Origin of the sequence: Capnocytophaga gingivalis (genome assembly GCF_002302415.1) — a bacterium.
GTDB classification, from domain to species: Bacteria; Bacteroidota; Bacteroidia; order Flavobacteriales; family Flavobacteriaceae; genus Capnocytophaga; species Capnocytophaga gingivalis.
This window is the reverse complement of sequence record NZ_CP022386.1, coordinates 1,973,324-1,998,603: the sequence shown is the minus strand read 5'-3', so window position 1 is coordinate 1,998,603 and position 25,280 is coordinate 1,973,324. Positions and strand designations below refer to the sequence as shown.

The following is a 25,280-nucleotide window of genomic DNA, read 5'->3' as shown; positions in this document are numbered from 1 at the left end:
TATTACTGATTTAAAAGGGATTGGAGTTCTATTACTTTTTGATTGAGTGCCTCTATGCTTTCAAGGAATGCCAAGCGGGTATCTACAGCAGTTTGTAGGGTATAGAGGTATTCTACATAGCTTATTTCGCCGGCACTGTAGCCCAATTGGTTGGCCTTTACGATGCGCTGTGCTTCAGGGAGGGCTTCATCTTTGTAAAACTGATACTTTTGTAAATTCAGTTGGTAGTTCTCCCACAGATTGATCCATCGGGTGTTGAGCTGCTTTTCTGTTTGCTTTGCTTGCTCTAAGGCGGCTTGCCTTTGGTATTCGTAGGCTTTTACTTTGGTGTGAGTGGCGGTAAAGAGCGGAATTGATAGCCCCACGGTGACAAAGTGAAAGCGCTGGCTCCTATCGGCGTAGGTTTCTACTCCACCGATGGTTTGCATTCCGATGAGGGACTGATTAGTATAGCCCAAAGTAAGATCGGGTAGGGCTTGGGCACGCTCCAAACGCTGATTATTCTGGGCGATGGTTGCCTCTTGGTAGCTTAGCTGTACTAAGGGGTGCTGAGAGAGGCTGGGGGCAGAGGTCTCTTTTAGCAACAAAGGTTCGTATGCAGTGGAGGTGGTGATGGTAAAATCCGCTTCAGTTTGCATAAGGGTATGCAGGTTGCGATAAGCCGTCTGTGTCAAGGCTTGGTTTTGCTTTAGCAAGAGGGTAATCTCTCCTTTTTTTACCTGTGCGGTGTTGATGTCTATTTTCTTGGTGTCACCTGCCTTAAAACGTACCTGGGCAATACGGATAAAATCATTGAAAAGACTATCGAGCTGCAAGAGTTGCTGCTGCTTGAAGGCTAAGTACTGCAATTGTTGGTATAGGGTACGCACCTGTTGCTTAAGTTCATTTTCCTGAAGCTTTACTTTTCCTTGTTGTAGTTGTGTTTCCGCCTGGTAGCTTTTTTTGCGTGCACTGAATACCGTAGGGAAAGGAATAGACTGGGATATACCTACCGAGAGGTCTTTCTCGGGGCTGCTATACTGGCCAAACTGCCCTGTAAGGTCGGTTTTGGGAAGCTCCCAGGCGCTGCGCTCTTTGGCGGTAGCCTCTTGTAGTTTGAGCCGTTCTGCCTTGATAAGCCCATTGTTTTCGAGGGCTATTTGCTCTATTTCAGTTAGGCTGTAAATGGTTTGTGCTTGTAGGGCAAAGGGGCTAAGGAGCACAGCGATAATTACCAGTCCTTTGGCTGAGGGCTTTGCCCATTTGAAGCCATTGTCAAAAGCTAAGTAGAGCAAAGGCAATACAAAGAGGGTGAGGAAGGTCGCCGATACCAACCCACCGATGACCACAGTGGCTAAGGGACGTTGTACCTCGGCTCCTGCTCCTTGACTGAGTGCCATAGGGAGGAAACCTAAGCTGGCGACCATTGCGGTCATCAGCACGGGGCGCAAGCGCATCTCGGTACCCGTAATCACGCGATGCAAAAGGTTGGTCATTCCTTCTTTTTTCAGCTGGTTGAAAGTGCCAATAAGCACTATACCGTTGAGCACTGCTACCCCAAAGAGCGCGATAAAACCAATACCTGCACTGATACTAAAAGGCATTCCCCGAAGAAGCAAGGCAAATACGCCCCCAATGCCACTCATCGGGATAGCGCTAAAGATGAGTAAGGATTGTTTCATAGAATGGAAAGCAAGGTATAACAAGAAAAATATTAAAAGTAGGGCTACAGGCACGGCTATGAGCAGTCGGTCGGTGGCTTGTTGTAGGTTCTCAAACTGACCGCCATAGGTAAAGTAATAGCCCGTAGGGAGCTTTACGCCCTTTAATTTTTGTTCTATATCACTCACCACACTCTGCACATCGCGCCCTTGCACGTTGAAGCCAATGACGATACGGCGCTTTCCTGCTTCACGGCTTACCTGTGCAGGGCCTAATTCATATTTGATAGTGGCCAATTGGCTCATCGGCACCTGCCCATTTTCGGTAGCTACCATCATATGCTGTACATCGTCAATTCCGGTACGATGGAGGCTATCGAGGCGTACCACAAGGTCGAACCTTCGTTCGTTCTCGAAGACAACCCCAGCCTTCTTACCTGCAAAGGCGGTACTGAGTACCTCATTGACCTCTTGCACCGAAAGTCCGTAGTTGGCCAAACGCACACGGTCGTAAGTGACATTGATTTGCGGAAGTCCGCTTACTTTTTCCACCTGTGGGGCGGTAGCACCTTCTGTTTTCTGGATAAGTTGGCTTACCCTTTGGGCGTAGTGGGCGAGGGTATCCATGTTTTCTCCAAAGATTTTTACCGCTACATCCTGTCTGATACCTGTCATCAATTCATTGAAACACATTTGTATAGGTTGGTTTTTCTCGAAGAAGACCCCAGGAATGTCCTTGAGCCGCTCAATGATGGCATCTCCTAATTCCTCATAGGAGCGACCACTTTTCCATTGGTCTTGGCTCTTGAGTACGATCACAATATCGGAGGCTTCCAGCGGCATAGGGTCGGTAGGTACTTCGGCAGAACCTGTTTTGCCTATCACCATTTTCACCTCGTCGAACTCACGAATCAGGCGAGAGGCCTGCATGGAAGTCTCCAAGCTCTGCTTCAGGGAAGTGCCCGGTGGCAGAATACAGTGAAAAGCAAAATCACCTTCTTGTAGTTGTGGAATAAATTCACCTCCCATACGGCTGAAAATGCCTGCCGCAAGGACGAACAGCACCACGGTACTGCCTATAATCCATCCCCTAAGGCGGATAGAACGGACAAAGAGCGGTTGGTAGTGACGGTTGAGCCAGCTTATCATTCGCTCGGCAAAACTGCGCTTATCACTTATTGTTTTAGGTAGGAGCAAAGCGCTCATGGCAGGGATATAAGTCAGGGAAAGGATCAGGGCTCCCAAAATAGCAAAGACGACGGTTTGTGCCATAGGGCGGAACATCTTGCCCTCTACTCCTACCAAGGTAAGAATGGGAATATATACCATCAGGATGATAATCTCTCCAAAGGCGGCACTACTGCGTATTTTGGAAGCGGAATGGAATACTTCCTCATCCATTTGTGCTTGGGTAAGTCGTTGGCGTTTTTTTCGAATGGCCAAGTGGTGCATCACTGCTTCTACCACGATAACCGACCCATCAACAATAATTCCGAAGTCTATCGCTCCCAAGCTCATCAGGTTGGCACTTACTCCAAAGAGGTTCATCATTCCTAAGGCAAAGAGCAAGGAGAGTGGAATGGCTGTGGCGACAATCAGTCCGGCACGCAGGTTCCCTAAGAAAAGCACTAAGACGAAGATGACAATCAGCGCCCCCTCTAAGAGGTTTTTCTCTACCGTATGGATGGCGCGTTGTACCAAGTCCGTGCGGTCTAAGAAAGGCTCTATCACTATATCTTCAGGTAGGGATTGCTGTATGGTGGGCAGTTTTTCTTTGATTCGACTGACTACCTCGTGGCTGTTTTCGCCCTTTAGCATCATCACAACCCCGCCTACGGCATCCACCTCGCCATTATAGGTAAGGGCACCATAGCGGATGGCACTGCCCAAGCGTACCTCGGCTACATGCTTGATAAAGAGGGGAGGGGTGTGCTTGCCCACGGCTATATTGCCTATGTCTTCAAGGGAGCGAGCCATGCCTATTCCTCGGATAAAGTAGGCATTGGGGCGCTTGTCAATATAGGCACCTCCTGTATTTTGGTTGTTCTGCTCCAAAGCAGTAAAAATATCACTGACACTCACCCCCATGACACGGAGGCGATCGGGGTCTATAACCACCTCATACTGCTTGAGTTCGCCTCCAAAGCTGTTGATTTCGGCTATTCCTTTGGTGCCATAGAGTTGGCGAGCCACGATCCAGTCCTGCATGGTGCGGAGGTCTTTGGCGGAATATTTGTTTTTGCTCTGCTCCGTAGGGCGAATGATATACTGATATATCTCCCCCAGTCCGGTACTCACGGGTGAGAGTTCGGGCGAGCCTATGCCTTGAGGGATTTGCTCCTGTGCTTCCTTGAGTTTTTCATTGACCAGCTGGCGAGCAAAGTAGATGTCCATATCCTCGCTAAAGACGGCCGTGATGACCGAGAGGCCAAAGCGGGAAATACTGCGTGTTTCCTCCAGCCCAGGAATATTGGCGATGGCTTGCTCAATAGGAAAAGTAACCAGTTGCTCTACCTCTTGTGAGGCCAAAGTAGGGGTAGAGGTGATGATTTGTACTTGGTTGTTAGTAATATCTGGAACGGCATCAATGGGGAGCCTTGTAGCACTCCATACGCCCCAAAAAATAAGCATAAGGGTCATGAATCCTACAAATAGCTTATTTTTGATACTAAATTGTATGATTTTGTCTAACATTTTCTTTTGATTAATATGAATACTACGAGATGAGGACAAGCCTTAACTTATGGTTAGCTCATAGCTAAACTCATTTGTACTTGAAAAAGTACAAACTATGTGTTATACATTAATCTTAGGGGGTTGCCAGATGCTAATGAAATAATCTGAATGAAGAGGCGAATGATAAAGAGGGCAAACCTTTTCAGTAAGAGGCTGTTGCACACATATCTCATATACTAAAAATATAGGAGAAGTTACCTCACTACTATGACAACAGTTGCATAGACAGAAAGGGCTGCACGCATCACTTGTATCTGAAGAATGCTCTTTGGAAGTAGCCATATGGTAAGTAGTATCCGCTGAGGGATAGGCACATACATCCGAGCAAGGCATTATCATAAGTGCCAAGAAGTAAATGCTGAATATGTATGCTAAGAATTTCACGGGGGCAAAGATAATACTTTTTCCTCAAAGGTACAAAAATAAATAGCAGATTAACAAATCTATTACCGCTTTTGCTAATCCCTTAGCCTCTTTACCATTTGGTAAATATTTCATTAATAACATCTTAGTAGTTCTTTCTGTTAATGTAACTATAGCTCCTTTATTAAATGCACCCACTATAGTATCAATCTCCCAATCACCAAAACGCTCTTTATTGTTAATAATATCAGGACGTCGGTCAATGCCGCCAGCCCCTACAAAAGAGGCGATACCAGCGAGCGCAATGGTCATAGTAACCATATTGCGAATACCCGACATTAGCACGAGGAGGGCTAAGGGGAGTTTGATTTTATAGAGCAGTTGCCAGCGGGTACTGCCCATAGCCTCGGCAGCTTCAATAATAGGCGGGTTGATGTGCGTGATGCCCCCAAGAGCCAAGCGGCATACTTGCGGTACTCGCTAATAAAGATACCCAGTAGCACCTAAATAATTCGTCCAATCTCAAAAGTTCTTATATAATAAAGATAGGGATTGTTTATCTTTGTATCTACAAAAATAAACAATCCCTATAACTAATTTCTCTCAAGAAAAGACGTCGTTATTGCTTCTTATTCTTCGCTTTCTTTCATGGTGTGGTATACGTTCTGAACATCATCGTCTTCCTCTATTTTCTCCAAAAGTTTTTCCACATCGGCTTGCTCTTCTGGGGTAAGTTCCTTGGTTATCTGAGGAATACGTTCGAAACCTGAAGACAGAATTTCTATATTACGGCTCTCTAATTCCTTTTGTATAGCTCCAAAACTCTCAAAAGGTGCATAGATAAGGATTCCATCGTCATCGACAAAGACCTCTTCTGCTCCAAAGTCGATCATTTCCAACTCCAACTCCTCTGGGTCTATCCCCTCTGCATTGATACGGAAGTTACAAGTATGATCGAACATGAACTCCACCGATCCGGAAGTACCCAAGGTACCATTGCACTTATTGAAATAGCTACGGATATTGGCTACTGTACGGTTGTTGTTGTCTGTTGCTGTTTCTATAAGAATGGCAATCCCATGGGGAGCATACCCTTCGAAAAGAATTTCTTTATAGTTGGCAGTATCTTTTTCTGTGGCACGCTTGATGGCTCGTTCTACGTTTTCCTTAGGCATATTCGCTGCCTTTGCATTTTGCATAATAGCACGTAAGCGGGCATTCGTCTCAGGATGAGGTCCCCCCTCTTTTACCGCCATTACAATATCTTTTCCTATACGGGTAAATGTTTTTGCCATTGCAGCCCAACGCTTGAATTTACGGGCTTTTCTAAATTCAAATGCTCTTCCCATTTTCTTCTAATTTATCTTTATTAAAAACGCGTGCAAATATACGGCTTTTCCTCGAAAAATTTATCCTTATTCACAAAAAATATCCTACAAAAAAGGATTTTTCTTTTTAACTTTTTATTTCTGACTTTTTTATGTATTTTTGTCCTTTAAAAAAACACTCTGTTTTCTCCAAAGGAAAACTCCTATCCTTTTAGGGGATATTTTCTCCTTTTAGAGATTATAAAATAATGAATATTAATGATTTACAACGATACACCTTCTCACAACACTACCGCTTATAACTACGGAAGTGTCAAACTCTCAGTATATGATTGGCTCTCTGATATCCCGCTACCTGCAGGACAAGAGGTCTTCGACTGTGTAGAGGTTCGCTTCAAGAACAGTCGCAAGGAATTTTTTCGCAATGTCCACAGGCTTCCCTTACAAATAGGCGATATGGTAGCCACAGAGGCTATTTCAGGACACGATATAGGAACCGTTTCCCTCACTGGGGAACTGGTACGTATCCAAATGAGGAAAAAGAAAGCGGATGCGGAGTCCCCTACCCTACCCAAAATTTATCGCAAAGCCACTGAGCGTGATATAGAAATATGGAAGGAGCACCGTGCCAAGGAGGTATCCTTGCAGAAGCGTTCACGTGAGCTGGCTATTGCCTTGGGCTTGGAAATGAAAATCTCCGATGTAGAGTATCAGGGAGATGGCTCTAAAGCAACTTTCTACTATACTGCCGAAGGACGTGTGGACTTCCGCCAGCTGATCAAGGATATGGCCAAAGAGTTCTCCACTCGTATCGAGATGCGCCAGATAGGTTACCGCCAGGAGGCTGCTCGCCTGGGAGGTATCGGCTCCAGCGGACGAGAAATCAGTTGCTCTACTTGGCTTACTGAGTTCCGAAGCGTAACGACTTCTGCCGCTCGCTACCAACAGCTCTCGCTCAACCCTCAGAAACTTGCCGGACAATGTGGAAAACTCAAGTGTGACCTGAATTTCGAACTGGATTGCTACCTCGAGGCCTTGCGCGACTTCCCTCGTACTGACACCAAGCTACTCACCGAAAAGGGAATCGCTTCTTGCCAGAAAGTAGATATTTTTAAGCGCCTAATGTGGTTCACCTATGAGGGTGATTTCATCAACTGGCACAAACTTACTGTGGATCAGGTAAAAGAAATCTTGGAACTGAACAAACAGAAGCTGACAGTACCAAGCCTTGAGGAATATATCACAGAAGAGGAAGATACAACCCAGAAGGTCTCCCCTATCGATAATTCCCAAGAGGGAAGCCTTACCCGCTTTGATGAAAAACCTAAAAAACGTAAAAACAAAAAGAAACAAGGGGGTAAAAATACTGCTGCCAACGACACTGCTCCTGAGGCAAATCCTGACAAAGAAAGGGATGATAACAACAAAGAAAAAGTAATTCCTGTAGCCAAAGAGAAAAGAAATAATCCTGAGGGACGAAAACCCCAACCTGAAAACAAGAAACCTTTCAATAACAACCCTCAAAAAGCTATCAACAACGCTCAAAAACAGGAAAAGATAACACCACAAGCTACCAATATTAAGAAAAGTAGCCGAAAACCTTTTAAGAAACCTAACAAAACCACTCCTAAGTCCGATGAATAAGTTTTTCTTTTTCTTAGTAGGGGCTCTCCTTATGGCCAGCTGTGGAGAGAATATACAATACAGTGAATACCAGACCCTCCCCCAAGGGTGGGCTGCTAATAAGCCTATTGCTTTTCGCTATGAGGCTACTGATACGCTACAAAAGCATAACCTTTTTATCATGCTAAGGAATAACAATGACTATCCCTATAGCAATATCTTTCTCATTACCAAGATGGAGTTCCCCAATAACCAAGTCATTGTGGATACTTTGGAGTATGAAATGGCTACCGCTGAGGGCAAATGGTTAGGAGAGGGAGCTACTATCAAAGATAGCAAGCTATGGTATAAGGAAGGCGTTACCTTCCCTACCAAAGGCACCTATACTTTCCGTATAGAGCAGGCTGATCGTAGCTTAGGAAAAGAAAAAGGGGTAGAAAACCTACAAGGCATCACCGAAGTAGGATTCCAAATAGAGGGAGGTGGTCGGTAATAAGTCTTCAGTAGTGAGTAGAGGCTATCATGCTTCCTAAAAAATTAGCCCTTGCAGAAGAACGCCTCAAGCATGCTATATTTCCAAAGGAATTGCAGGAAAAAATGAAAAAAGAATCAATTCTGAATTAGCACATTTGATAAGGAAAGAAGAATAAGATAAAGCTGATAAATATTTGTAAATGCTTAGCAGTTCTTTTATTTTAGGAATTCTCCTACCATTATTCTTCCTCCTCCTTTGTCTTTCTCGGAATTTCGATATATGCCTCCTTTTAATACGATATATCTATCTTTATAATAAGCGATAGGACGGGAAGCAGCAAAAAAGTTATCCGCTTCATAAGAATACCAATGATTCCCTTTATCAAAAGAGTAATTTAGTACTATATGAGGAGTGGAAGATTTATAATGGCATATAAAATCTTTGTATTTATAATATTCTATATCTTCTTCGGATTCAGTATATATTTCTCTTTCTTCTAAATTATACAAGGTAGCTTTATCTTTAAAAAAATTAAATCTTACCAAGAATATATCGTCATTTTTCACTGACAAAACATCGTAATTCAGAGACAATACTTTTACATCTTCCTTTTGGGTGAGAAGATTGTAAGTGTATAAGTTCTTGTTTTCCACATAATATAATGTATTATCTGAGTGTAATCGGTATTTTTTATGTTGCCAATTTTCAGGGATATTATATATTTTATGCGTCTCTATATCTGTAAATTTAGAATTATCATAGGATATACATTCTAGGATTTTCCCATTAAAAGCTCCATAAGAGAAAATAGATCCATCATATTCTCCTATTTTTTGATAGTTTAAATTTGAATTATTTAACAGATAGGCATTTCTTTGATTGTCTGTTTTTTCAGTTTCAATTAAGCAATAGTCTTTAGATACTGAAATGAAATAAATATTTTCATTAACAAATTCTATTTTGTGATATGTCTTCCCTAAGTCTTTTGATATAAAAATAATACCTGTCCGAGAAGGAGTACCTATCCCTTTGAAACCTGATAAAATTAATGTGCTTTCATCTACAAAATAGAATTCTTCGAATTCTATATCATAAGAATCTATACCAAATTCTTCATAGATATCTGTAATTGCAATCCATTTTATATCTTTCCTTATGGCGCTTGTACATTGACAAAATAGTATAAAAAGTAGTATGTAAATAATATTTCTTTGCATCATTCTTTAAATTTAATAAGTGGAAAATTTGGGAAACTTAGGGATTGATGGAATTCTTCTGTTTTTATAAAATTATTTAAGTTTCGCAAGTCGTTTTTAGAATATAATTAAGATTATAACTATTTATAAATCAATATATTACAAACAAACCCCCTCACATACTCCGTTCCATGTATTCACGGACTATCCCCTCTGAGAGGGAAAGCCAGCGAGTGCTCGCAGCTGGGTATGTGGGATGCGTTGAAAAGGCAAAAACTGTTTGTCAATACGTAAAATTTTCTCTCTATAACTCATTGAGAATCATAAACTATCTCATTCCCCCTTTGGAGGAAGTCGCGAGAGCGAGTATGTGAAGAGGGGGGAAGGGGGGGAAGGTTTTTGAAAATCAATAAGTTATACAACTTACGAAACTTAATTTGCTAAGGATAAGATCTTCTAACGAATCGAAGAATTTTTCATACGCTCCAATATCGTGATTATACAAAATTATCTCACGAGTTATCGTATCTACGAGTATAGGATTCCCTGTATCATCTACCGAGATAACATATTGTTGTGCCTCTATACTCATTTGCTCTCTAAAATCATTGGTGAGCTCTACAAAAGTTTCATCACCTATTAGTCCTGCATTTTTTAGCCCATAAATGCGAATGTTTCCTATTACTACCCCTCCATAATGTAGCAGCAGATATCGGTGAGTCTCATCTAATTTGAGCTGCATAGTTTGTTCCACAAACAATAGTTCTTCGGCTGTGGAGGGTTCTCCCTTTGTTATAGGATTCGTTTGGAAAAAATCCTGCAGTTTTTTAATAAGATTTGGATTCATATCTTATCTATTGTTAGTTTTATTGATTAACACATTTGCTCTTTATCTCAAGTTTTTTAGCATAAACTGTGTAATCATCTCTGCTGTTTGTGCTTCCTTGGCAGTAAACAAATGGTCTCCTCTTTCTATAAGACTTACCTTACAATGTTTGTAGAAAAAAGGTAAATTCTCGCTATAAGTATAGGATATCATCCGATCACCCGTACCGTGAATTACCAGCACCTTGCCTTTGTAGGTACTCGCTTTCTCAATGAGTTTACAGCGTTGTGCTGAGAGAATATAGTCCTTCCCTACCGTTACTTTCCCTCCAAAAAAGGAAAGCTCCTCTGGTACATTCAATGGGTCGAAAGTGGCATCGAACAGTACCCCTTGTGATAGTATGTCGTGAATTGTAGAAGCAGGTGCTAACAAGCCTAATGCTTTAACATTTTTCTTCCCTAATTCTGCACTCAAAAGCATCGCTATAGCCCCTCCTTGCGAGTGTCCTATCAAACCTATCTTACCTACGAAAGAGAGTCTTTTAGTAAATGCCATTATGCGCCGTGCATCTTCTAACTCATTATCTAACGACATTTTCTTAAAATCTCCTTCACTTTCCCCGTGTGCGTTAAAGTCAAAGCGTACTGAGGCGATACCGTGTGCCGCTAAGCTATCTGCCAAAGTAGCATATAACTTTTTGTCTTTATTGCTGGTCAGTCCGTGAAAGATAATCACAGTAGGGATTTTCTGAGATTTTTTCACAGTATCAGGAGTGGTTACCACTCCATGAAGTGTTCCCACAGAACCTTGAATAGTTACAAGTTTTGTTTTAGCATTTACCCAATGAAAGGCAAGTAAAAAACTAAGAATTAAAGTGTTGATTTTCATCATCTTATTATTAAAATTATATCAATTTCTTTATTTTGTAAAACCGCCATCCTTGCTGTTTTTCTTCTTGTACTAATTGTAACCCTACAGAGTTTAGAAACTCTTGAAAGGCTTGCATATCTTTATATTGTGGTAAGTAATACCTTATTTTTGCATATTCACAAGCGACAAGTAAGATCCCTTCATCTGTAAGAACACGCCTTATTTCAGAGAAAGCCTTTTTTAAGTCTTGCCAATGAAAATGCGTCTGAAAAGCACATATCAGATCAAATATTTTGCTGTCAAATGAAGTGTTTTCAATATTTTTTAATTGAAAAACAGCTGTAGTAGATAGTTTTTGGGCTTCTTTGATAGCAATTTCTGAAATTTCAACACCTATTACGCTACTTTTAGGAAAGTTTTTTGCTAGTAATGCTGTTGATTTTCCATTTCCAACCCCTATATCTAATATTTTCATAGGTGATTCTGATGGATTGTAAAATAAAAGTGCCCAACGAACCATTGGTAGATAGGCTTTATTGAAAAGCCGCATCATCAAAACACCTACAATCCCTGAGGGTTTCTTAGATTGCTGAATCAGATAATAGAATAAAGCGCTTAAAAATAGAAAAACCAAAAAGATAATACCAATTACTTTCACTATAACTATTAATAATTTCTATACACTTCCTCAAATGGTAGTCTAAACCTTTCGCCCCATATACCGCGCTCTTCGCGAATCCCACAAGTGACAACCATACACACTTCAGCCCCATAAGGTAGGTGTAGCAGTTTCTTAATACGATGGCTATCATAACCGCCTAACGGACAAGTATCATACCCTTCCTCTGCCATGGCTAACATAAAAGTTTGCGCTACAAGCCCGCAGCTTTTATGTACTTCCACACGTATATCACCTTCAGAGAGTTCTCGCACCATAGGGCGAAACCAACCGATTACCCCAGAGAGCTTGCGGAAAGCTCCTAATAAGCCAAAAAAACGACTATACACAAACGGGATTAGTTTCTGGTAAAGCTTCTCTTTATCTTTAATACGTTTAGCTTGTCTTTCAGGCGGACTGTTGCGCTGTATATTACCACGCTCAAATTCCAAGATAGCTTTGGCGTGCTGGCGGTGTTTGTCTTGTCGAGTCACGAAAACGACCATCTGTTGTGCCGTGGTTGCTGAAAGCTGTCCCAAGCAGGCTTTTGCTAATTTTTCTAACAAAGCCTTATCAGTAATATGATAGAACTCATACAGTTGCATATTGAAACCACTAGGTGCTAGTGTAGCGAGCTGAAGGCATTCACGTACCTTTTCCTCACTAATGGGCGTAGGCGCATAATAGCGTACCGCCCTGCGGAAGTTTAAAATATCTTTTAACATCGGTTTTTATTTTAAAAGCGAATAGTAAAAAATGAACGACAGAGGGCATTTTTCACTCTTCACTCTTCGTTTTTCACTTAATTTGCTTTTCTCTTTTCACTATCTGCTGACCAATTCGATTGGCCAACCAACTCACATAAAAGAGTTGGAAACTGTGGTACAACATGATAGGGAGCAGATAGAGTACTTTTTGGGTTTCGGGGATCCCTAAGACCATCACAAAAAGGCTTCCATGTACCAGCGACTTTTTAGATCCACAGAAAGTGGCGGTGATGGTATCTTCACGATTGAATCCCAAGGCATGGGAAATCCTTTTGAGGACTTCGTACACTATAAAAAACAAGGCTACTGAAGCCCCTGCAATGATCACAAAGACCATAGGAGATACCGAGAGGAATATCTGCTTGACAAAAGCATCGGAGAAGCTCTCATATACAATCAGCAAAATAATAAATCGGTCGAACTGACCTATCCATTTGCTGTATTTATCTACCCATTTCTTCAAAAGAGGATTCAATAATAGCCCCAGTACAATAGGAAGCAGTACTTTGAGTAATAACTGCTGAATAATTTCTCCTTGATCTACCTCTGCCGAGGTGTTTTCTAAGAAAAAGCCCATGAGAAGGGGGGTAGCTACAATCCCTATCAGTCCCGATATGGAGGCGTTGAATATAGCCGAGGTAATATTGCCTTTGGCAATAGAAACCATCACTACCGAGGAGGATACCGTAGAGGGCAAGCTCGCTAAAAAGAAAATAGAGAGCCATACCAATTGGTAGTCTGTACCCTTGGCAAGGGGGTAGAACAAGGCTACTAAAAGCGGAAAGAGGACAAAGGTACCTAGCTGTACCAATAAGTGCAGTTTCCAGTTCTTTATATCCCGAAATACCTCTTTGATATTGAGTTTTAGCCCATAAAGCAAGAAAATGATACAAATCCCCCAATCAATAAAGCGGTTTAGGTTAAATACCGCATTGTATTCATCTCTATAAGGGATAATCCTTGCTAAGACAATCATCCCCACTAAGGCAAAAAGAAAGTTGTTTTGTTTGTTAAATATCTTTTTCATTCTGAATAGGGTTTGTTTTTCTAAATCGGTTTAATAACACAAATAATAAGCCATAGCCTATACTTATACTACCCCATATAAGTAAAGTTCTCAAAGGACGATGAGGAAAATGATGTAATATCTCTAAGGAAAGGAGTAGATAAGGCACAAAAAGAAGCCATTTCTTCCATTGAAACAATAAAAAAGCAAGTAATAATCCTATAAGATTGAAATAATAATACACATAATAGACAAATATTCCCCATGAAACCCCATGTATAGACGTATAAGTGAAGTATTTTTCATAGAAAGTACTCACTAAAATCTGCACTCCTAAGGGTAGAAGCCAACATCCTACTAAAGCTAAAGTATAGAATAGATATTTTTTCATAAGAGGTTATTTCTATGGGACAAAGGTAATAAATTTAGGCAAAATTCTAGCAAACAAAAAGACGATGCAAAAGTATCGTCTTTTTTCTAGATCCTATTTACTAAACTAATTATTCAACAATTTTCACTGCAGTTCCATTATCAATATTGATCTGTCCACTGGTGATTACCTGATCGCCTGCTACAAGCCCTTCTAATATTTCTACCTTGTCGCCAAAGTTACGACCACTCTTTACTGTAACCAATTCTGCCTTCGGTACAGCCTGTCCTTGCTCATCCTTTCCGGCAACTATCTTAAAAATTTTGTTCTGGCTTACACTCCCTACAAAAGCACTATGAGGCACTACAAGAGCGGTAGTAGCTTCTGTCTGTCCGGCAAACTGGGCACTGGCATACATACCTGCCTTGAGCTTTTTATCCTTGTTGGCTACCAAGATTTCCACAGGGAACTTAAGGGATCCATTGGATTTAGGTGCTATAAAAACAATCTTTCCCTCTACAGTTTCTGATGAGGTACTGGGCTTTACCTCAATAGTTTGTCCTACTTTGAGCCTGCTTACTTGGGCTTCATCTACTGTGATTTTGAGCTTAAGATTGTCTATATTCACCACATTAAAAAGAGGTTGACCAGGATTAACAAGAGTACCTTCTTCTACTTCTTTGCTGCTTACAATTCCACTAATCTTACTCCTGACAGAAGTATTGCCAGAGATGATGGCAGCTGAATTGTAGTTGGCTTGTGCGTTCTTAACTTGTAGGCGAGCTTGCTCCAATTGTCGTGCGGTAACGCCCCCTGTCTGGTAAGCACTTTCGAATCGCTTCAGATCGGACTTAGCGGTCTCAAGTACCGCCTTTGCATTGTCCAGTTGTACATTGGTACGATCTGCCTTGGTGGTGGCAAGTACTTGTCCTGCTTTTACATAATCTCCTTCTTTTACATAAATCTTCACGATCTGCCCCCCTGTCTCAGAAGAGACATTGAGGTCTTGTTCGGCTACAAAAGTCCCATTGGCGGTAAAGAGATCCGATACATTCTCTTGGGTTACCTTGGCGGCACGCACAGCCACTTGAGCTTCCTTCTGGGCTACAATAGCCACTTCTTGTGCATTCTTTTCCTTGTTTGCATACAAGCGATATGCCATAAAACCTACTAAGGCAAGGATAATAACTGCGGTAAGTATTTTCTTCATCGTTCTAAATTTTATATTTTAAGTGAACTCTTTAAGGATCTTAATTCCTTGTTTCAGGGCGCAAAGGTAAAACAAAAAACTTAATAAACAAAAAAAGTTTCCAACTTTTTTTAAGCAGATAATTAAGTGCAAAAATCAAAAGCATAATCTGCAAGTCCTCACAGACAGATATAGGGCGAAAAGTAAAAAAATCTCTTGTCAATTTTCTTTACTTTTTGTACCTTTGCGCTTTAACCACTGGCAATTCCCCTACTCCCCAAAGGGAAAGTACAGACAACTAACTCATGAGAATACTTATACTTCTTATCATTGCCTTTATCTTTGTAGGCTGTCAAAAGGATAACTCCCCCAAGGTAGCACCTCCGCCTAAGAGTACCAATACTTTGATTGGTTATTGGCAGCGGGAGCACACTGCCTCCTGTGGAGAGGACGAAATTCTGCTCTTTACAGAAGCCAGAATAGGTTGGGTTCCTTTGCAGGAGAACACTTGTACCTTGGCTTATCCAAAAATCATAGAATATACCTACACCCCAACAGAGGTTGGAAAACTCTCAGTGGAGAGAATGTCCTCTCCTTGGGAATATTCCTTTAGGAATGGACAACTTTCCTTGAAGAAAACAGCTACAGATGCCGCTCATTCCTACAGACGAATTACCGCCGAGGATTATGAGATATTTATCAAAGCTCACCAAAGAAAACCTTAATCTTTTTGGTATATGATTTCCGTTTATAAGTTGAAACCTAAATTCCAACAATTGTTACACCCTTTGTTGGTATGGCTACACCAAAAGAAAGTAACCGCTAACCTCATTACAGTGGTGGCTATAGTGTTCTCGTTTTGCATTGGAGTACTCTTCTGGGAAGCCTCAGTTGTACCATTTTTCTTTCTGGCATTGCCAATAGGACTACTTATCAGGATGATACTCAATGCCCTCGATGGTATGATGGCGCGCGAATTTGGACAAACTTCTCGACTGGGAGAAGTTCTCAATGAACTGGGGGATGTCGTCTCCGATGTGTTTATTTTCTTCCCTTTGCTAAAATACCACCCCGAAAGTCTCTACTTAATAGTAGTTTTTATTGTACTAAGTGTTCTTAACGAATTTGCGGGTATCATGGGAAAGGTATTAGGTGGCCAAAGGCGTTATGACGGACCTATGGGCAAGAGTGACCGCGCTCTACTGGTGGGTATCTATGGACTGATCTCTTACTTTGGAGTAGGGATAACAGCTTATTCTCAAGTGATTTTCTCCATCATCATTGCTCTGTTGCTCCTGAGTACTTTTATCCGCTTAAAAAAAGGACTCTATGCCGATGCCCAATAGTAAATATGCCGATGTACCACTGCGTATCCGCAGCTGGGGGGTCATGATCTGTATCTTTGCCGTGGCTATCTCCCACCCTTATACCATCTACCTCTTTTGCTTATGGATGAGTTTCCAAGGGATGACCGAGCTGGGAAGGCTCTTTAGGTATGAGACTACCTACTGGCGTATAGCTGTCCCATTATTACAAGGAATACTACTTATAGGCTGTCCCGCTTATCCTGACTATATGATAGGGGCTGGTATCTTTGTCTGTATAGGGCTTATCCTAAGTTGCTCCCTTAGGCAAATTCCCTTAGGACTCCCCATCTCCCTTCTGATTGTTTTGGTTGCTTACCCTCACTTGATTTTCTTGCGTATGGAACCCCAAGGGGTACTGTGGTTGATCTTCTTAGTGGTAGTCACCGAACTGAATGACATCCTCCAATACCTCACAGGCAAGGTCTTTGGCAAGCGGAAGATCCTACCCAAAATAAGCCCCAACAAAACCATAGCAGGATTCTTAGGCGGTCTACTGCTCTCCCCTATACTGAGTATGGCTATAGGCAGCTTGCTTGACCTACCTATATCACTCCTGAGCTTAGCGCTCATAGGATTCTTTCTTAGCTTCTGGGGGTTCTGGGGAGATGTGACCTTCTCCTACCTCAAGCGAAGAGCAGGGGTCAAAGACACAAGCACGCTTATCCCTGGACATGGCGGGCTCTTAGACCGTATAGATAGCCTATTGTTCAACTGTATTTGGTTTTACTTATGGATCCTTCGATAAGCCCCTTCTCCAGCTGTTTGCTCTTCTCAGGGGGTGGTACCCGCTTTGCCCTCTACAATGGTATGTATGCAGCTCTGTGTGAGATAGGCAAAGCACCTGATCTGTTGATTGCTTCTTGTGGAGGTGCCTTTGCTTCCTTGGTAATCAATGCTTTCCCTACCCACGAGGAGCGAAAAGCGTATTTGCAATCTCGGGAATTTTACCACTTTATCCTAAGTCTTTTCCTTACCCCCTATAGTAAGTTGCATCGTTTGGGATTTTTAGCGCTGCAAAAGCGCTATGACAAGCGCCCCGCTCCCTTTGTAGAAGATGTATATCAGCGCTATTTAGTAGAAATGGCACAGGATCTTTCTGCCTTACTTCCTTCTTTGTCCAAGGTATCTTTTTCGGCTACCTTACCTACTATCATCATAGGAGCAAAGATGCTCTTCACCCCCCATGAGTGTGGCTCGTCCCGAGAGGGAAGAAAGCTCTACCAAGAGGTACTCTTTACCGACCCCGAGACCGCCCAGAAGATCCCTCCTTCAGGACTACAACATACCGAGCCCAACTATATTCATTCGGCAGTAGCTTCTAATATACTACTCAATACCGAAATGCCTATACTTAGAGCAGCTCGTATTTCGATCTCCGATATGTTCTATGTAGCACCTGTGGCTTATCAAGATTCCTATTATGCAGGTGGAGCTATTGACCTTGTCCCTATGGAACTGGCCTATACCCTTTCTGCTGAGGTGATAGCTGAGCGCAAACAGGCCTACTCCCCTACAGAAGAAGCCTTGGTGCGTGCCGTCTTAGGTTTTAGTGGCAATGAGCGGCTGGCTACAGTGGCCTCCTACCCTGCCCTATGGGTAGATACACGTAGGGCTACCTCTGTTCTAAAAGGATTTTATTCAGAGAAATATATAGATTGGAAACGCCTAAGTATTGGTATTCGTTTTCCCAAAGACTACCCTACTTACTTTCAGCAAATAGAAAAACAATGGGACTATGGCTATCAAACTATTCTTAACACCTTTAGCTCATGAATGTATTTATCATAGGAGGCACCTCTGGCATAGGCCTTGCCTTAGCCTCCTTCTACCAACAAAAAGGCCATCGTGTAGGGGTCTGTGGCAGAGACCTTAGCAAGATCTCTACAGAATTACCCTTTGAGAAATATGAGGCCAATGTCATAGACAAAGAACTATTAACCAGCGTAATACATCAATTTATCAACTCCTCTGCCCTATCCCTACTGATCAACTGTGCGGGTAGCTATGCCGAAGATGTGGTAGGAGAGATCTCCTATGACCAGGCAGTGGCGATGCTACAAACCAACATTATAGGGGCTATCAACACCTTGGAAATAGGACGAGAACTCATGAGCAATAGCGGCGGACAAATCGTTCTATTGGCTTCTATATCAGGAATTTTGGACTACCCTTCCTCCAGTCTCTATACCAAGACCAAGCGCAGTGTTCTGCAAATAGCCGATGCCTATAGGCGTGCCCTGCGTCCCTTCAGTATCTATATCACAACCATTGCTCCTGGGTATGTAGCTACCCAAAAGCTACACGAGTTGAATCAAAACAACCTATCCAAAAAACCTTTTGTGGTAAGTGAAGTAAAAGCTGTAGCGGAAATTAGCCATGCTATTGCCCAGAAGAAGCCTATACACCTATTCCCTACGCGTATGAAGTGGCTCATGTGCCTGCTCTCTTTTCTACCCAAGCCTCTGCTATCGCTGATTATGTACAGAAAAGCTAAGTGGATGCAAGCTAACAACTAATTTTAATAAAAAATTAGGTGATTAGAAAATATTTATCTATTTTTGTCGCATCAAAATCATTATACCATGAACACAGGTTTTTTCAAAAGTCATGAAGGGGCTGAGATCTTCTTCTATGAGTGGAATTACAAACCAGGACAAAAGACCCTTATCGTAATCCATAGGGGACATGAGTATGGCGAGCGCCTGCAGGAGTTTGCTACACACCCCTTGTTTGCTTCCTATAACATCTTTGCTTTTGACATGCGCGGACATGGACATACCAAGGCTGCGGTATCCCCTGCTTTCATGGACTCGGTACGGGATTTGGACACCTTTGCTAAGTTCCTTGGGCAGTGCTACGGAGTACGCGAGGAAGACATCTTTGTGGTAGCCAATAGTATTGGAGGGGTGATTACATCGGCTTGGGCACATGATTTTGCCCCACGTATCGCAGGGATGGCTCTTTTGGCGCCTGCCTTTGAAATAAACCTTATTGTACCTTTGGCCAAGCAAGCCATTGAACTGATGCTAAAGGTCAATCCTAAGCTCATTGTAAAGAGCTATGTAAAATCCAAAATGCTCACACGTGACCCTGAACAACAGCGCGCTTACGACACAGACCGCTTTATCACCCGTTCTATCAATGGCAAACTCCTTATTGACCTTGCCAACGCAGGCAAGCGATTAGTAGAAGATGCCGCCGCTATCACCACTCCTACCCTAGTGCTTTCCGCCGAAAAAGACTTTGTGGTGATTAACCGACAACAAAAACAGTTCTATGTAAATCTCTCTTCTGAAACAAAAGAGTTTATCACCTTGGAAGGCTTTCACCATGGAATCCTCTTTGAGCAAGGCAGAGAGGAAGTATACAAAATCCTACAACGCTTTATTCAAAAGGCTTTCTCAACGCCCCTGCCTGCCCCTACGCTTGCCCCAGACCTCTTTACCCAAAAGGAGTTTGAGACCATGCAATATGAGCTTATTCCCAATGGGGAAAGGTGGTGCTACCGATTTGAGAAATGGGCATTGGGTAAGTTCGGACACCTCAGCGAAGGGATGACAGTGGGACTCACTCACGGCTTTGACTCTGGTGCTTCCATGGATTATATATATAAAAATACCCCTCAAGGCAAATGGGGTGTAGGTCGCTGGATGGATAAGAGTTACCTGAATGCCATAGGCTGGCGTGGGGTGCGTATCCGCAAGGGACATCTATTACAACAAGTAGAAAAAGCCATACAAGCCCTACAAGCACAAGGGAAGAAGGTAAAAATATTGGATATCGCCGGTGGGGTGGGTAACTACCTTTTCGACATCAAGCAGCGACACCCTGAAGTGGAGATCGTCATCAATGAATTCCTGCCAGCCAACATACAAAAAGGCGAACAAATCATCAAAGAACGCGGCTATCAGCATATACGCTTTACCAATTACAGCTGTTTTGAGGCAGACACCTACCGCAAACTGAATTATGCGCCCAATATCACTATTATCTCAGGTATTTTTGAACTTTTTGGAGACAATGCCTTGGCTACTGAGGCGATCAAAGGAGTAGTTTCTATCTCGGATAATGGTTATATCGTCTATACAGGACAGCCATGGCACCCACAGCTCAAAACCATTGCCTTTGTACTGAAGAGTCACCAAGAGAAAGACTGGGTGATGCGTCGCCGCAGCCAGCGAGAATTGGACGGACTTTTCGCTCTGCAAGGGGTAAAGAAAGAAAGCATGCTGATTGATGATTTTGGAATCTTTACCGTTAGCTTGGCAGAGGTGAAGAAATAGTCTAAGGAAATATGAAGATCATTTATGTCTTTCTGATAGCATTTATCCTCTCGATAGTCGCTTTTTTTCTTGCTTTTAGCCTAATAGATAATAGTTTTGCCGGACTATTTCTATTAGAAATGCTTCCCATCACTTTTATTGTCATCTTACTATATACAAATCTATTAAATTCCTTTCAGGTGAAAGCATTTAAGTATGTTGTCTTATATACTTTTTTAGCCTGCTATGTAATGGTTTTTATGACCGTTTTCCTTTTAGGCTCAGATAGTAGATGGGGTATTGGGCATGCCCTCAGGGATGCCTTTCGTGTAATGACAGATGTTTATTTGCTTATTTGCAATATAGCTATTACACTTATTTACAGTACTTTGTTTGTACTTTTTAGCCGCCTTTCAAGAAAGAAAAATAAGTAAATTAGACTTGTGGACATAGGTATCAGCTACAAAGAAGAAAGCCATACAAACTAATTAAACCTAATTCTGCAGTGATAGAAGTAGCGTACGGGCTTCCCCCACTGTTGTGCAGGAATCAGTTTGGGGAACTGCTCCATAGTGCGTTGCACCTCTTTTCTTATATACAGAGAAGAAGCCACACAACGGATAAGCACTACACTTCCGTCCTTTTCCACACTGAAAAGGACGGTCGCTTCTCCCTCCAATTCCTTATAAGGACTTTTAAGGATGCTTTGCTTAAGATACTGAGAGAAGAAATGATAAAAGCAAGCGTCTCTTTCCCTTGCACTCACTTCCTTACATTGTACAAACATAGGTTTTTGTTCCATTGAAGGGAAACAAGTCGTATTTATAAGCTCCTCTTCCCCAATATCCATTGAAGGAATAGTGTCTTTCTCTTGTGTGTATCCTATACAAGGAAATACAATCCATAAGGAGGCTAATAAAAAAATACCTATTGAGAATCTGCTATCCATAGAGAACTCTTATAATATTTCTAATAGAAATGTAAATAATAAGAATGTTAAATAGAATAAAAAACAAAGATAATATCCTTCTTACTTTACAGATGAAAAATATAAGGAAAGCTACAATAGCTATGGTAGGAATATATATAGACAAAATATAATACATATAATCATTCATATATTTCTTCAAATAACAAAGATATAAGAATAGAAATAACACAGAAATAATATCTGCTATAACGAGAAATCTATAAATTTTTTTACTATATTTTTTTAATTTCATTTTTTACTATATTTTTTTAATTTCATTTTTTACGTACTAGAAGGGTTTGATATTTCTTCAATGATCTATTTATTCCCAAACCCTCCCAAAAGGAATAGTAATTTTAGAAACTGTATTTGCTTTATTATCAAAAGAATAGGCTTTCCTTTTTCTTATTTTTTTGAGCGTCTTTAGCACTAGAGTATCACACTCTTTGCAACCAGTGGTTTTACGTATAATCCTATCTTCGATAACCTTTCCTTTTTTAGAGATGAGAAAACATACCACAAAAATGCTTGTGTGTATCATTCCTACTCAAGTTTTTATACTTAAAATCTTTTCTCCATAAGCACCTCACCTCTATATATTTTTTGGTAACGAATGAGTTTTTCGCCCTGGTAATAACCTATATAGTAGGCGCGTTCTTCTTGGCGCGCTTCGGCTTCCTGCTGGCTTACCTCATCATATAGGTAGGTGGGATGGGTATTTCCCTTCTTGTGTAGGTCGGAGCAACTAAGGAAATAACGCGGTACAATATAGTTCTTATACAAATAGAGTTTCTGTCCATTCATAGGGATTTCGGCAAAGACTCTTTCTTGTTCAACGGGGGTAATAGGTATTTTAGGCTCAAAAGAGGGATCAGCGTAAAAAGCATATTGAGGATCAATGTGTATTTCTGAGCTTTTTATTTTGAACACTTTATGCTCCCATTGGTTGCCTAATAAGAAATACTGAAAACCATCTTTTTCCCCACAATATTCATAGGTAAGTAGGGATTGTATCGCAAAGGCTTCTGTGGCTTTACGCTCTTCTGTCGCTCTTTTGCAAGAAAACAACGCTAACAAAGAGGCTAATAAGGTCATTTTTTTCATTCTTTTCTACTAAATATATAGGTATCTGCTTCTTCAAAGTTAGGGTACTGCCCTCCAAAGACTTCTCTTACTACAATTTTACCGAGGTAACGTTCTAAAGGCAAGTAGATATCCTCAGCATCTGTACAGATGAACTCTAAATAAGGCATTTTTAGCAAAGGAGAGGCGTCTTTTATAGAATTAAAACATATCTTTAGATTTCTAAGTGTTTCTATACCTACCAAATCGCTAAGGTCTTCTATCTTGTTTTGCTCTAAGCTCAATTCCTCTAAAGATAAATGCTTCAAAGGAGAAAGGTCTTTTACTTCATTGTGATACAAATATAAGGTGGTGAGCTTCTTGAGGGCTTTCAATGGAGATAGATCGCTGATGTGGTTCCTATCTAACTGCAAATATTCAAGATTGGGCAACCACGCCAAAGGGGATATATCGGTGATTTGATTTCTATCCAACCAAAGTTCGGTAAGGTTTTGTAATTTAGCAATTCCTTTTAAAGAAAAGAGCTTATTACACGATAGTTTCAACACTGTTAGCTTGGAAAGTTCGCAAAAAGGAGTTATATCACTCACGCCACTGTCATAAACTTCTACTTTTTTAAGCTTTTTATACTTGGCAAGGGGTGTATAATCTGTTGCCTTGACATTCAAATAGAGTTTTTGTAGCTTCTCCAAGGGTGGTAAGGATTCTAAATCAGTAATATTCTCCGATAGCAACTCCAATTCCTTTATATTGGGGAACATTTGCAAGTCGGCTAAGTCCTCCGAGTGCAACTCATCGTTATGAATGAGCATTTTGGTAATCAAAGGCGCTCCTTCTTCTTTGACCAACACCCTCCTCCCCTCTTTTACAAGAAGGTCTTCGTGTTTCTTTTTCAGATATTGCTTTACTTTCTGCTCTATGAGCCTGCTTTTAAAGGTAATGTAACTCATTTTAATCAGTAACTAATATTTTTTCTAATTCCTTTTTCTTTAATAGATACATTTTGAGGTCTATATTGCCTTGTGTTTTTTGAAGCAAAAGTTCTTCTAATTCTTGCTTGATTTTCTTTTGCATCATCTCGGGAGTTTCTTCCTTAGTTTTAGAAGTTTTTGCAATAAGTGTCCCTGATAAGTCTTCTCTTATCCATTGTACTCCTTTTAGTATACTGGTGGCAACATCATCTGAAATAGCATAAGTAATTTCTTTCCCTTCTTCAGTAAGATGGAGTATTTTGTAATGTTTTAAGGCTTCTATTTGAGAAATGACATTTTCCAAAACTTTATTATCTATTCTTTCTTGGATATTTTTCCATTTTTTAATCCAAGTGGGTTTAGGATTTTTCCCAGTTAATCCGTCTAAAAGAATTAGAAATTCGTTTTTAAGTTGAAAGTTTAAATATATATCTTTTGAGAAGGCTGTATGCAAGATGATTTCAACCATTTGCATACCTCCTTGTCGGTACTGATGGTTATAATTACTTATGGTTTGTAGAAAAGAAGGGGCAGTTTCCTTCTGTACATACTTACACACCTCTCTCAGGGTCTTTAAATTACTACAATAGTCTATTTTCTGATGAATATAGAGCAGGTTTTGTAATAAATGAGCTTCTTGTTTCCGTGTCCATACTTTTTGTAAGGCTTTATCCTTGATAAGTTCTAATAAATCTTCTAACAATTTTCCATTATGCCCCACTCTGAGGCTTTCTCTAAGGTAATCAGTTATAAGTAATATTTGGGTTACATCAATAGGAGTGCTTGATTTCTGTGCGTACATTTTTGCTAAGGGCAATGCAAAAATAGTTTCTACATAAGTACCTTTTAGAAAATTAGTCTGTACTATATTGTAGTAAAACAGGGTTTTAGCAAGGATATATACCTCTGCTACTTGTGAAAGTGGAGGCAAGTGGTTAAACATATCTTGTAATGAGGCCTCCAATATATCTCTTTTTTCATCAGTATGGGGGAGTTCATTCATCTGATCATCAAAAGTATTGAAATCTTTATGGCTCTCTAATAAAAAATCGAAGCACTTCTCTATTGCGATATGTTCTTCAGCTTTTATTTTTAACCCTTCAGCTAATAAATGTGATTTTTCTGTCTCCCAATCCTTAAAAAGTTGATAGTTATTTTTCATTTCAATGCTTCTTCAAAACTAAGTATTTCGTATTCTTCGTTCAAGTGATATTTTTCTTTGGTTTGCTTATACCAAACGTCGTGTTCTTCCTCAAAATCATTAGTATCAGAGGGTGTTCCGTCCCGCCAATATATATTTCCTTTGGCTATCTCCATTGCATTGTGATAGGTAAACTCGTGCGTAATGCAGAATAAAAAATTCTCGAGATTTTTAGGCGGAGTTGCAAACAGGCTACTTTGAGCTAATTTCTTAGTAGCTTCTTCCCAGCTAAGTTTGGCGTAATGCACCATATAGTGCTGAGCCATTCGCAATAGGAATAGTGGTTGTAAATCCAATAACATTGATTTTCTGTATCTTCATATACTATTCCATCACACAAGCCATTTTCGTGAGGTTCTGTTCCTATTTGTGCTAATCG

Annotated in this window: 25 protein-coding genes and 1 pseudogene; 9 read left to right on the top strand and 17 right to left on the bottom strand. The window is 40.9% G+C overall.

The window, feature by feature from the left end:
- Positions 1–2: 2 nt before the first annotated feature.
- The 4 genes and pseudogenes from CGC50_RS09450 to CGC50_RS09440 form a co-directional block, all read right to left on the bottom strand.
- Complete coding sequence (locus CGC50_RS09450) at positions 3–4,334, bottom strand: CusA/CzcA family heavy metal efflux RND transporter (RefSeq protein WP_095910632.1); 4,332 nt, start codon at positions 4,332–4,334, stop codon at positions 3–5.
- A gap of 102 nt (positions 4,335–4,436) precedes the next feature.
- Positions 4,437–4,709 carry a hypothetical protein gene (locus CGC50_RS14360; protein WP_390881592.1) on the bottom strand — a complete coding sequence of 91 codons (273 nt, stop codon included), beginning with the start codon at positions 4,707–4,709 and terminating at the stop codon, positions 4,437–4,439.
- 291 nt (positions 4,710–5,000) lie between these two features.
- Positions 5,001–5,242 (bottom strand): annotated as a pseudogene (locus tag CGC50_RS09445) (ABC transporter permease subunit); the annotation flags it as partial.
- A gap of 126 nt (positions 5,243–5,368) precedes the next feature.
- Entirely contained in the window at positions 5,369–6,088 is a 720-nt protein-coding gene (locus CGC50_RS09440) for a YebC/PmpR family DNA-binding transcriptional regulator (protein ID WP_002669066.1), read from the bottom strand.
- A 237-nt stretch (positions 6,089–6,325) separates the two neighbouring features.
- Here CGC50_RS09440 and CGC50_RS09435 point away from each other — a divergent pair, with 237 nt between their 5' ends.
- Together CGC50_RS09435 and CGC50_RS09430 are read left to right on the top strand one after the other, a co-directional pair.
- Positions 6,326–7,711, top strand: coding sequence for a PSP1 domain-containing protein (locus tag CGC50_RS09435; RefSeq protein ID WP_095910631.1), 1,386 nt, complete (start codon positions 6,326–6,328; stop codon positions 7,709–7,711).
- Complete coding sequence (locus tag CGC50_RS09430; RefSeq protein WP_095910630.1) at positions 7,704–8,183, top strand: gliding motility lipoprotein GldH; 480 nt, start codon at positions 7,704–7,706, stop codon at positions 8,181–8,183. The genes CGC50_RS09435 and CGC50_RS09430 overlap by 8 nt, the downstream gene beginning before the upstream one ends.
- Before the next feature lie 197 nt (positions 8,184–8,380).
- On the opposite strand, the gene CGC50_RS09425 is transcribed toward CGC50_RS09430, so the two are convergent.
- The 8 genes from CGC50_RS09425 to CGC50_RS09390 all read right to left on the bottom strand — a co-directional run bounded on the left by CGC50_RS09425 (position 8,381) and on the right by CGC50_RS09390 (position 15,068).
- Positions 8,381–9,385 (bottom strand): hypothetical protein, encoded by a 1,005-nt coding sequence (locus tag CGC50_RS09425; RefSeq protein ID WP_095910629.1) that lies wholly within the window; start codon positions 9,383–9,385, stop codon positions 8,381–8,383.
- A 382-nt stretch (positions 9,386–9,767) separates the two neighbouring features.
- Entirely contained in the window at positions 9,768–10,208 is a 441-nt protein-coding gene (locus CGC50_RS09420; RefSeq protein ID WP_095910628.1) for an SMI1/KNR4 family protein, read from the bottom strand.
- A 42-nt stretch (positions 10,209–10,250) separates the two neighbouring features.
- On the bottom strand, positions 10,251–11,075 hold the full coding sequence (locus CGC50_RS09415) for an alpha/beta hydrolase (protein ID WP_095911340.1): 825 nt from the start codon (positions 11,073–11,075) through the stop codon (positions 10,251–10,253).
- 16 nt (positions 11,076–11,091) lie between these two features.
- Positions 11,092–11,715 (bottom strand): class I SAM-dependent methyltransferase, encoded by a 624-nt coding sequence (locus CGC50_RS09410; protein WP_095910627.1) that lies wholly within the window; start codon positions 11,713–11,715, stop codon positions 11,092–11,094.
- Positions 11,716–11,723: 8 nt separating this feature from the next.
- Positions 11,724–12,440, bottom strand: a complete 717-nt coding sequence (locus tag CGC50_RS09405; protein ID WP_095910626.1) for a nitroreductase family protein — start codon at positions 12,438–12,440, stop codon at positions 11,724–11,726.
- Positions 12,441–12,513: 73 nt separating this feature from the next.
- The gene (locus CGC50_RS09400) at positions 12,514–13,509 is read right to left on the bottom strand and encodes a bile acid:sodium symporter family protein (RefSeq protein WP_095910625.1); all 996 of its coding nucleotides are present in this window, start codon (positions 13,507–13,509) and stop codon (positions 12,514–12,516) included.
- Positions 13,493–13,879 (bottom strand): hypothetical protein, encoded by a 387-nt coding sequence (locus tag CGC50_RS09395; RefSeq protein ID WP_095910624.1) that lies wholly within the window; start codon positions 13,877–13,879, stop codon positions 13,493–13,495. The genes CGC50_RS09400 and CGC50_RS09395 overlap by 17 nt, the downstream gene beginning before the upstream one ends.
- A 109-nt stretch (positions 13,880–13,988) precedes the next feature.
- Positions 13,989–15,068, bottom strand: a complete 1,080-nt coding sequence (locus tag CGC50_RS09390) for an efflux RND transporter periplasmic adaptor subunit (RefSeq protein WP_095910623.1) — start codon at positions 15,066–15,068, stop codon at positions 13,989–13,991.
- Positions 15,069–15,352: 284 nt separating this feature from the next.
- Between CGC50_RS09390 and CGC50_RS09385 the strand changes: the two genes are divergently transcribed.
- The 7 genes from CGC50_RS09385 (at position 15,353) to CGC50_RS09355 (ending at position 21,110) form a co-directional block, all read left to right on the top strand.
- Positions 15,353–15,772, top strand: a complete 420-nt coding sequence (locus CGC50_RS09385; RefSeq protein ID WP_095910622.1) for a hypothetical protein — start codon at positions 15,353–15,355, stop codon at positions 15,770–15,772.
- Between the two features lie 12 nt (positions 15,773–15,784).
- Entirely contained in the window at positions 15,785–16,393 is a 609-nt protein-coding gene (locus tag CGC50_RS09380; protein WP_095910621.1) for a CDP-alcohol phosphatidyltransferase family protein, read from the top strand.
- Positions 16,377–17,159, top strand: a complete 783-nt coding sequence (locus tag CGC50_RS09375) for a phosphatidate cytidylyltransferase (RefSeq protein ID WP_095910620.1) — start codon at positions 16,377–16,379, stop codon at positions 17,157–17,159. The genes CGC50_RS09380 and CGC50_RS09375 overlap by 17 nt, the downstream gene beginning before the upstream one ends.
- Positions 17,144–18,187: a patatin-like phospholipase family protein gene (locus CGC50_RS09370; protein WP_095910619.1), complete on the top strand. Its 1,044-nt coding sequence runs from the start codon at positions 17,144–17,146 to the stop codon at positions 18,185–18,187. Before CGC50_RS09375 ends, CGC50_RS09370 begins: the two co-directional genes overlap by 16 nt.
- The gene (locus CGC50_RS09365; protein WP_095910618.1) at positions 18,184–18,930 is read left to right on the top strand and encodes an SDR family NAD(P)-dependent oxidoreductase; all 747 of its coding nucleotides are present in this window, start codon (positions 18,184–18,186) and stop codon (positions 18,928–18,930) included. Before CGC50_RS09370 ends, CGC50_RS09365 begins: the two co-directional genes overlap by 4 nt.
- A 66-nt stretch (positions 18,931–18,996) precedes the next feature.
- A complete protein-coding gene (locus CGC50_RS09360; protein ID WP_095910617.1) occupies positions 18,997–20,697 on the top strand; it encodes a bifunctional alpha/beta hydrolase/class I SAM-dependent methyltransferase in 1,701 nt (566 codons plus the stop codon).
- An 11-nt stretch (positions 20,698–20,708) separates the two neighbouring features.
- On the top strand, positions 20,709–21,110 hold the full coding sequence (locus tag CGC50_RS09355; RefSeq protein WP_095910616.1) for a hypothetical protein: 402 nt from the start codon (positions 20,709–20,711) through the stop codon (positions 21,108–21,110).
- A gap of 50 nt (positions 21,111–21,160) precedes the next feature.
- On the opposite strand, the gene CGC50_RS09350 is transcribed toward CGC50_RS09355, so the two are convergent.
- The 5 genes from CGC50_RS09350 to CGC50_RS09325 all read right to left on the bottom strand — a co-directional run bounded on the left by CGC50_RS09350 (position 21,161) and on the right by CGC50_RS09325 (position 25,203).
- The gene (locus CGC50_RS09350; protein WP_232781097.1) at positions 21,161–21,625 is read right to left on the bottom strand and encodes an energy transducer TonB; all 465 of its coding nucleotides are present in this window, start codon (positions 21,623–21,625) and stop codon (positions 21,161–21,163) included.
- Between the two features lie 582 nt (positions 21,626–22,207).
- Positions 22,208–22,741, bottom strand: a complete 534-nt coding sequence (locus CGC50_RS09340) for a hypothetical protein (RefSeq protein ID WP_232781096.1) — start codon at positions 22,739–22,741, stop codon at positions 22,208–22,210.
- A 5-nt stretch (positions 22,742–22,746) separates the two neighbouring features.
- Positions 22,747–23,679: a leucine-rich repeat domain-containing protein gene (locus CGC50_RS09335; protein WP_095910613.1), complete on the bottom strand. Its 933-nt coding sequence runs from the start codon at positions 23,677–23,679 to the stop codon at positions 22,747–22,749.
- Position 23,680: 1 nt separating this feature from the next.
- Complete coding sequence (locus CGC50_RS09330) at positions 23,681–24,862, bottom strand: hypothetical protein (RefSeq protein WP_095910612.1); 1,182 nt, start codon at positions 24,860–24,862, stop codon at positions 23,681–23,683.
- Positions 24,859–25,203 carry a hypothetical protein gene (locus CGC50_RS09325; protein ID WP_232781095.1) on the bottom strand — a complete coding sequence of 115 codons (345 nt, stop codon included), beginning with the start codon at positions 25,201–25,203 and terminating at the stop codon, positions 24,859–24,861. Before CGC50_RS09325 ends, CGC50_RS09330 begins: the two co-directional genes overlap by 4 nt.
- Between the last annotated feature and the right edge of the window lie 77 nt (positions 25,204–25,280).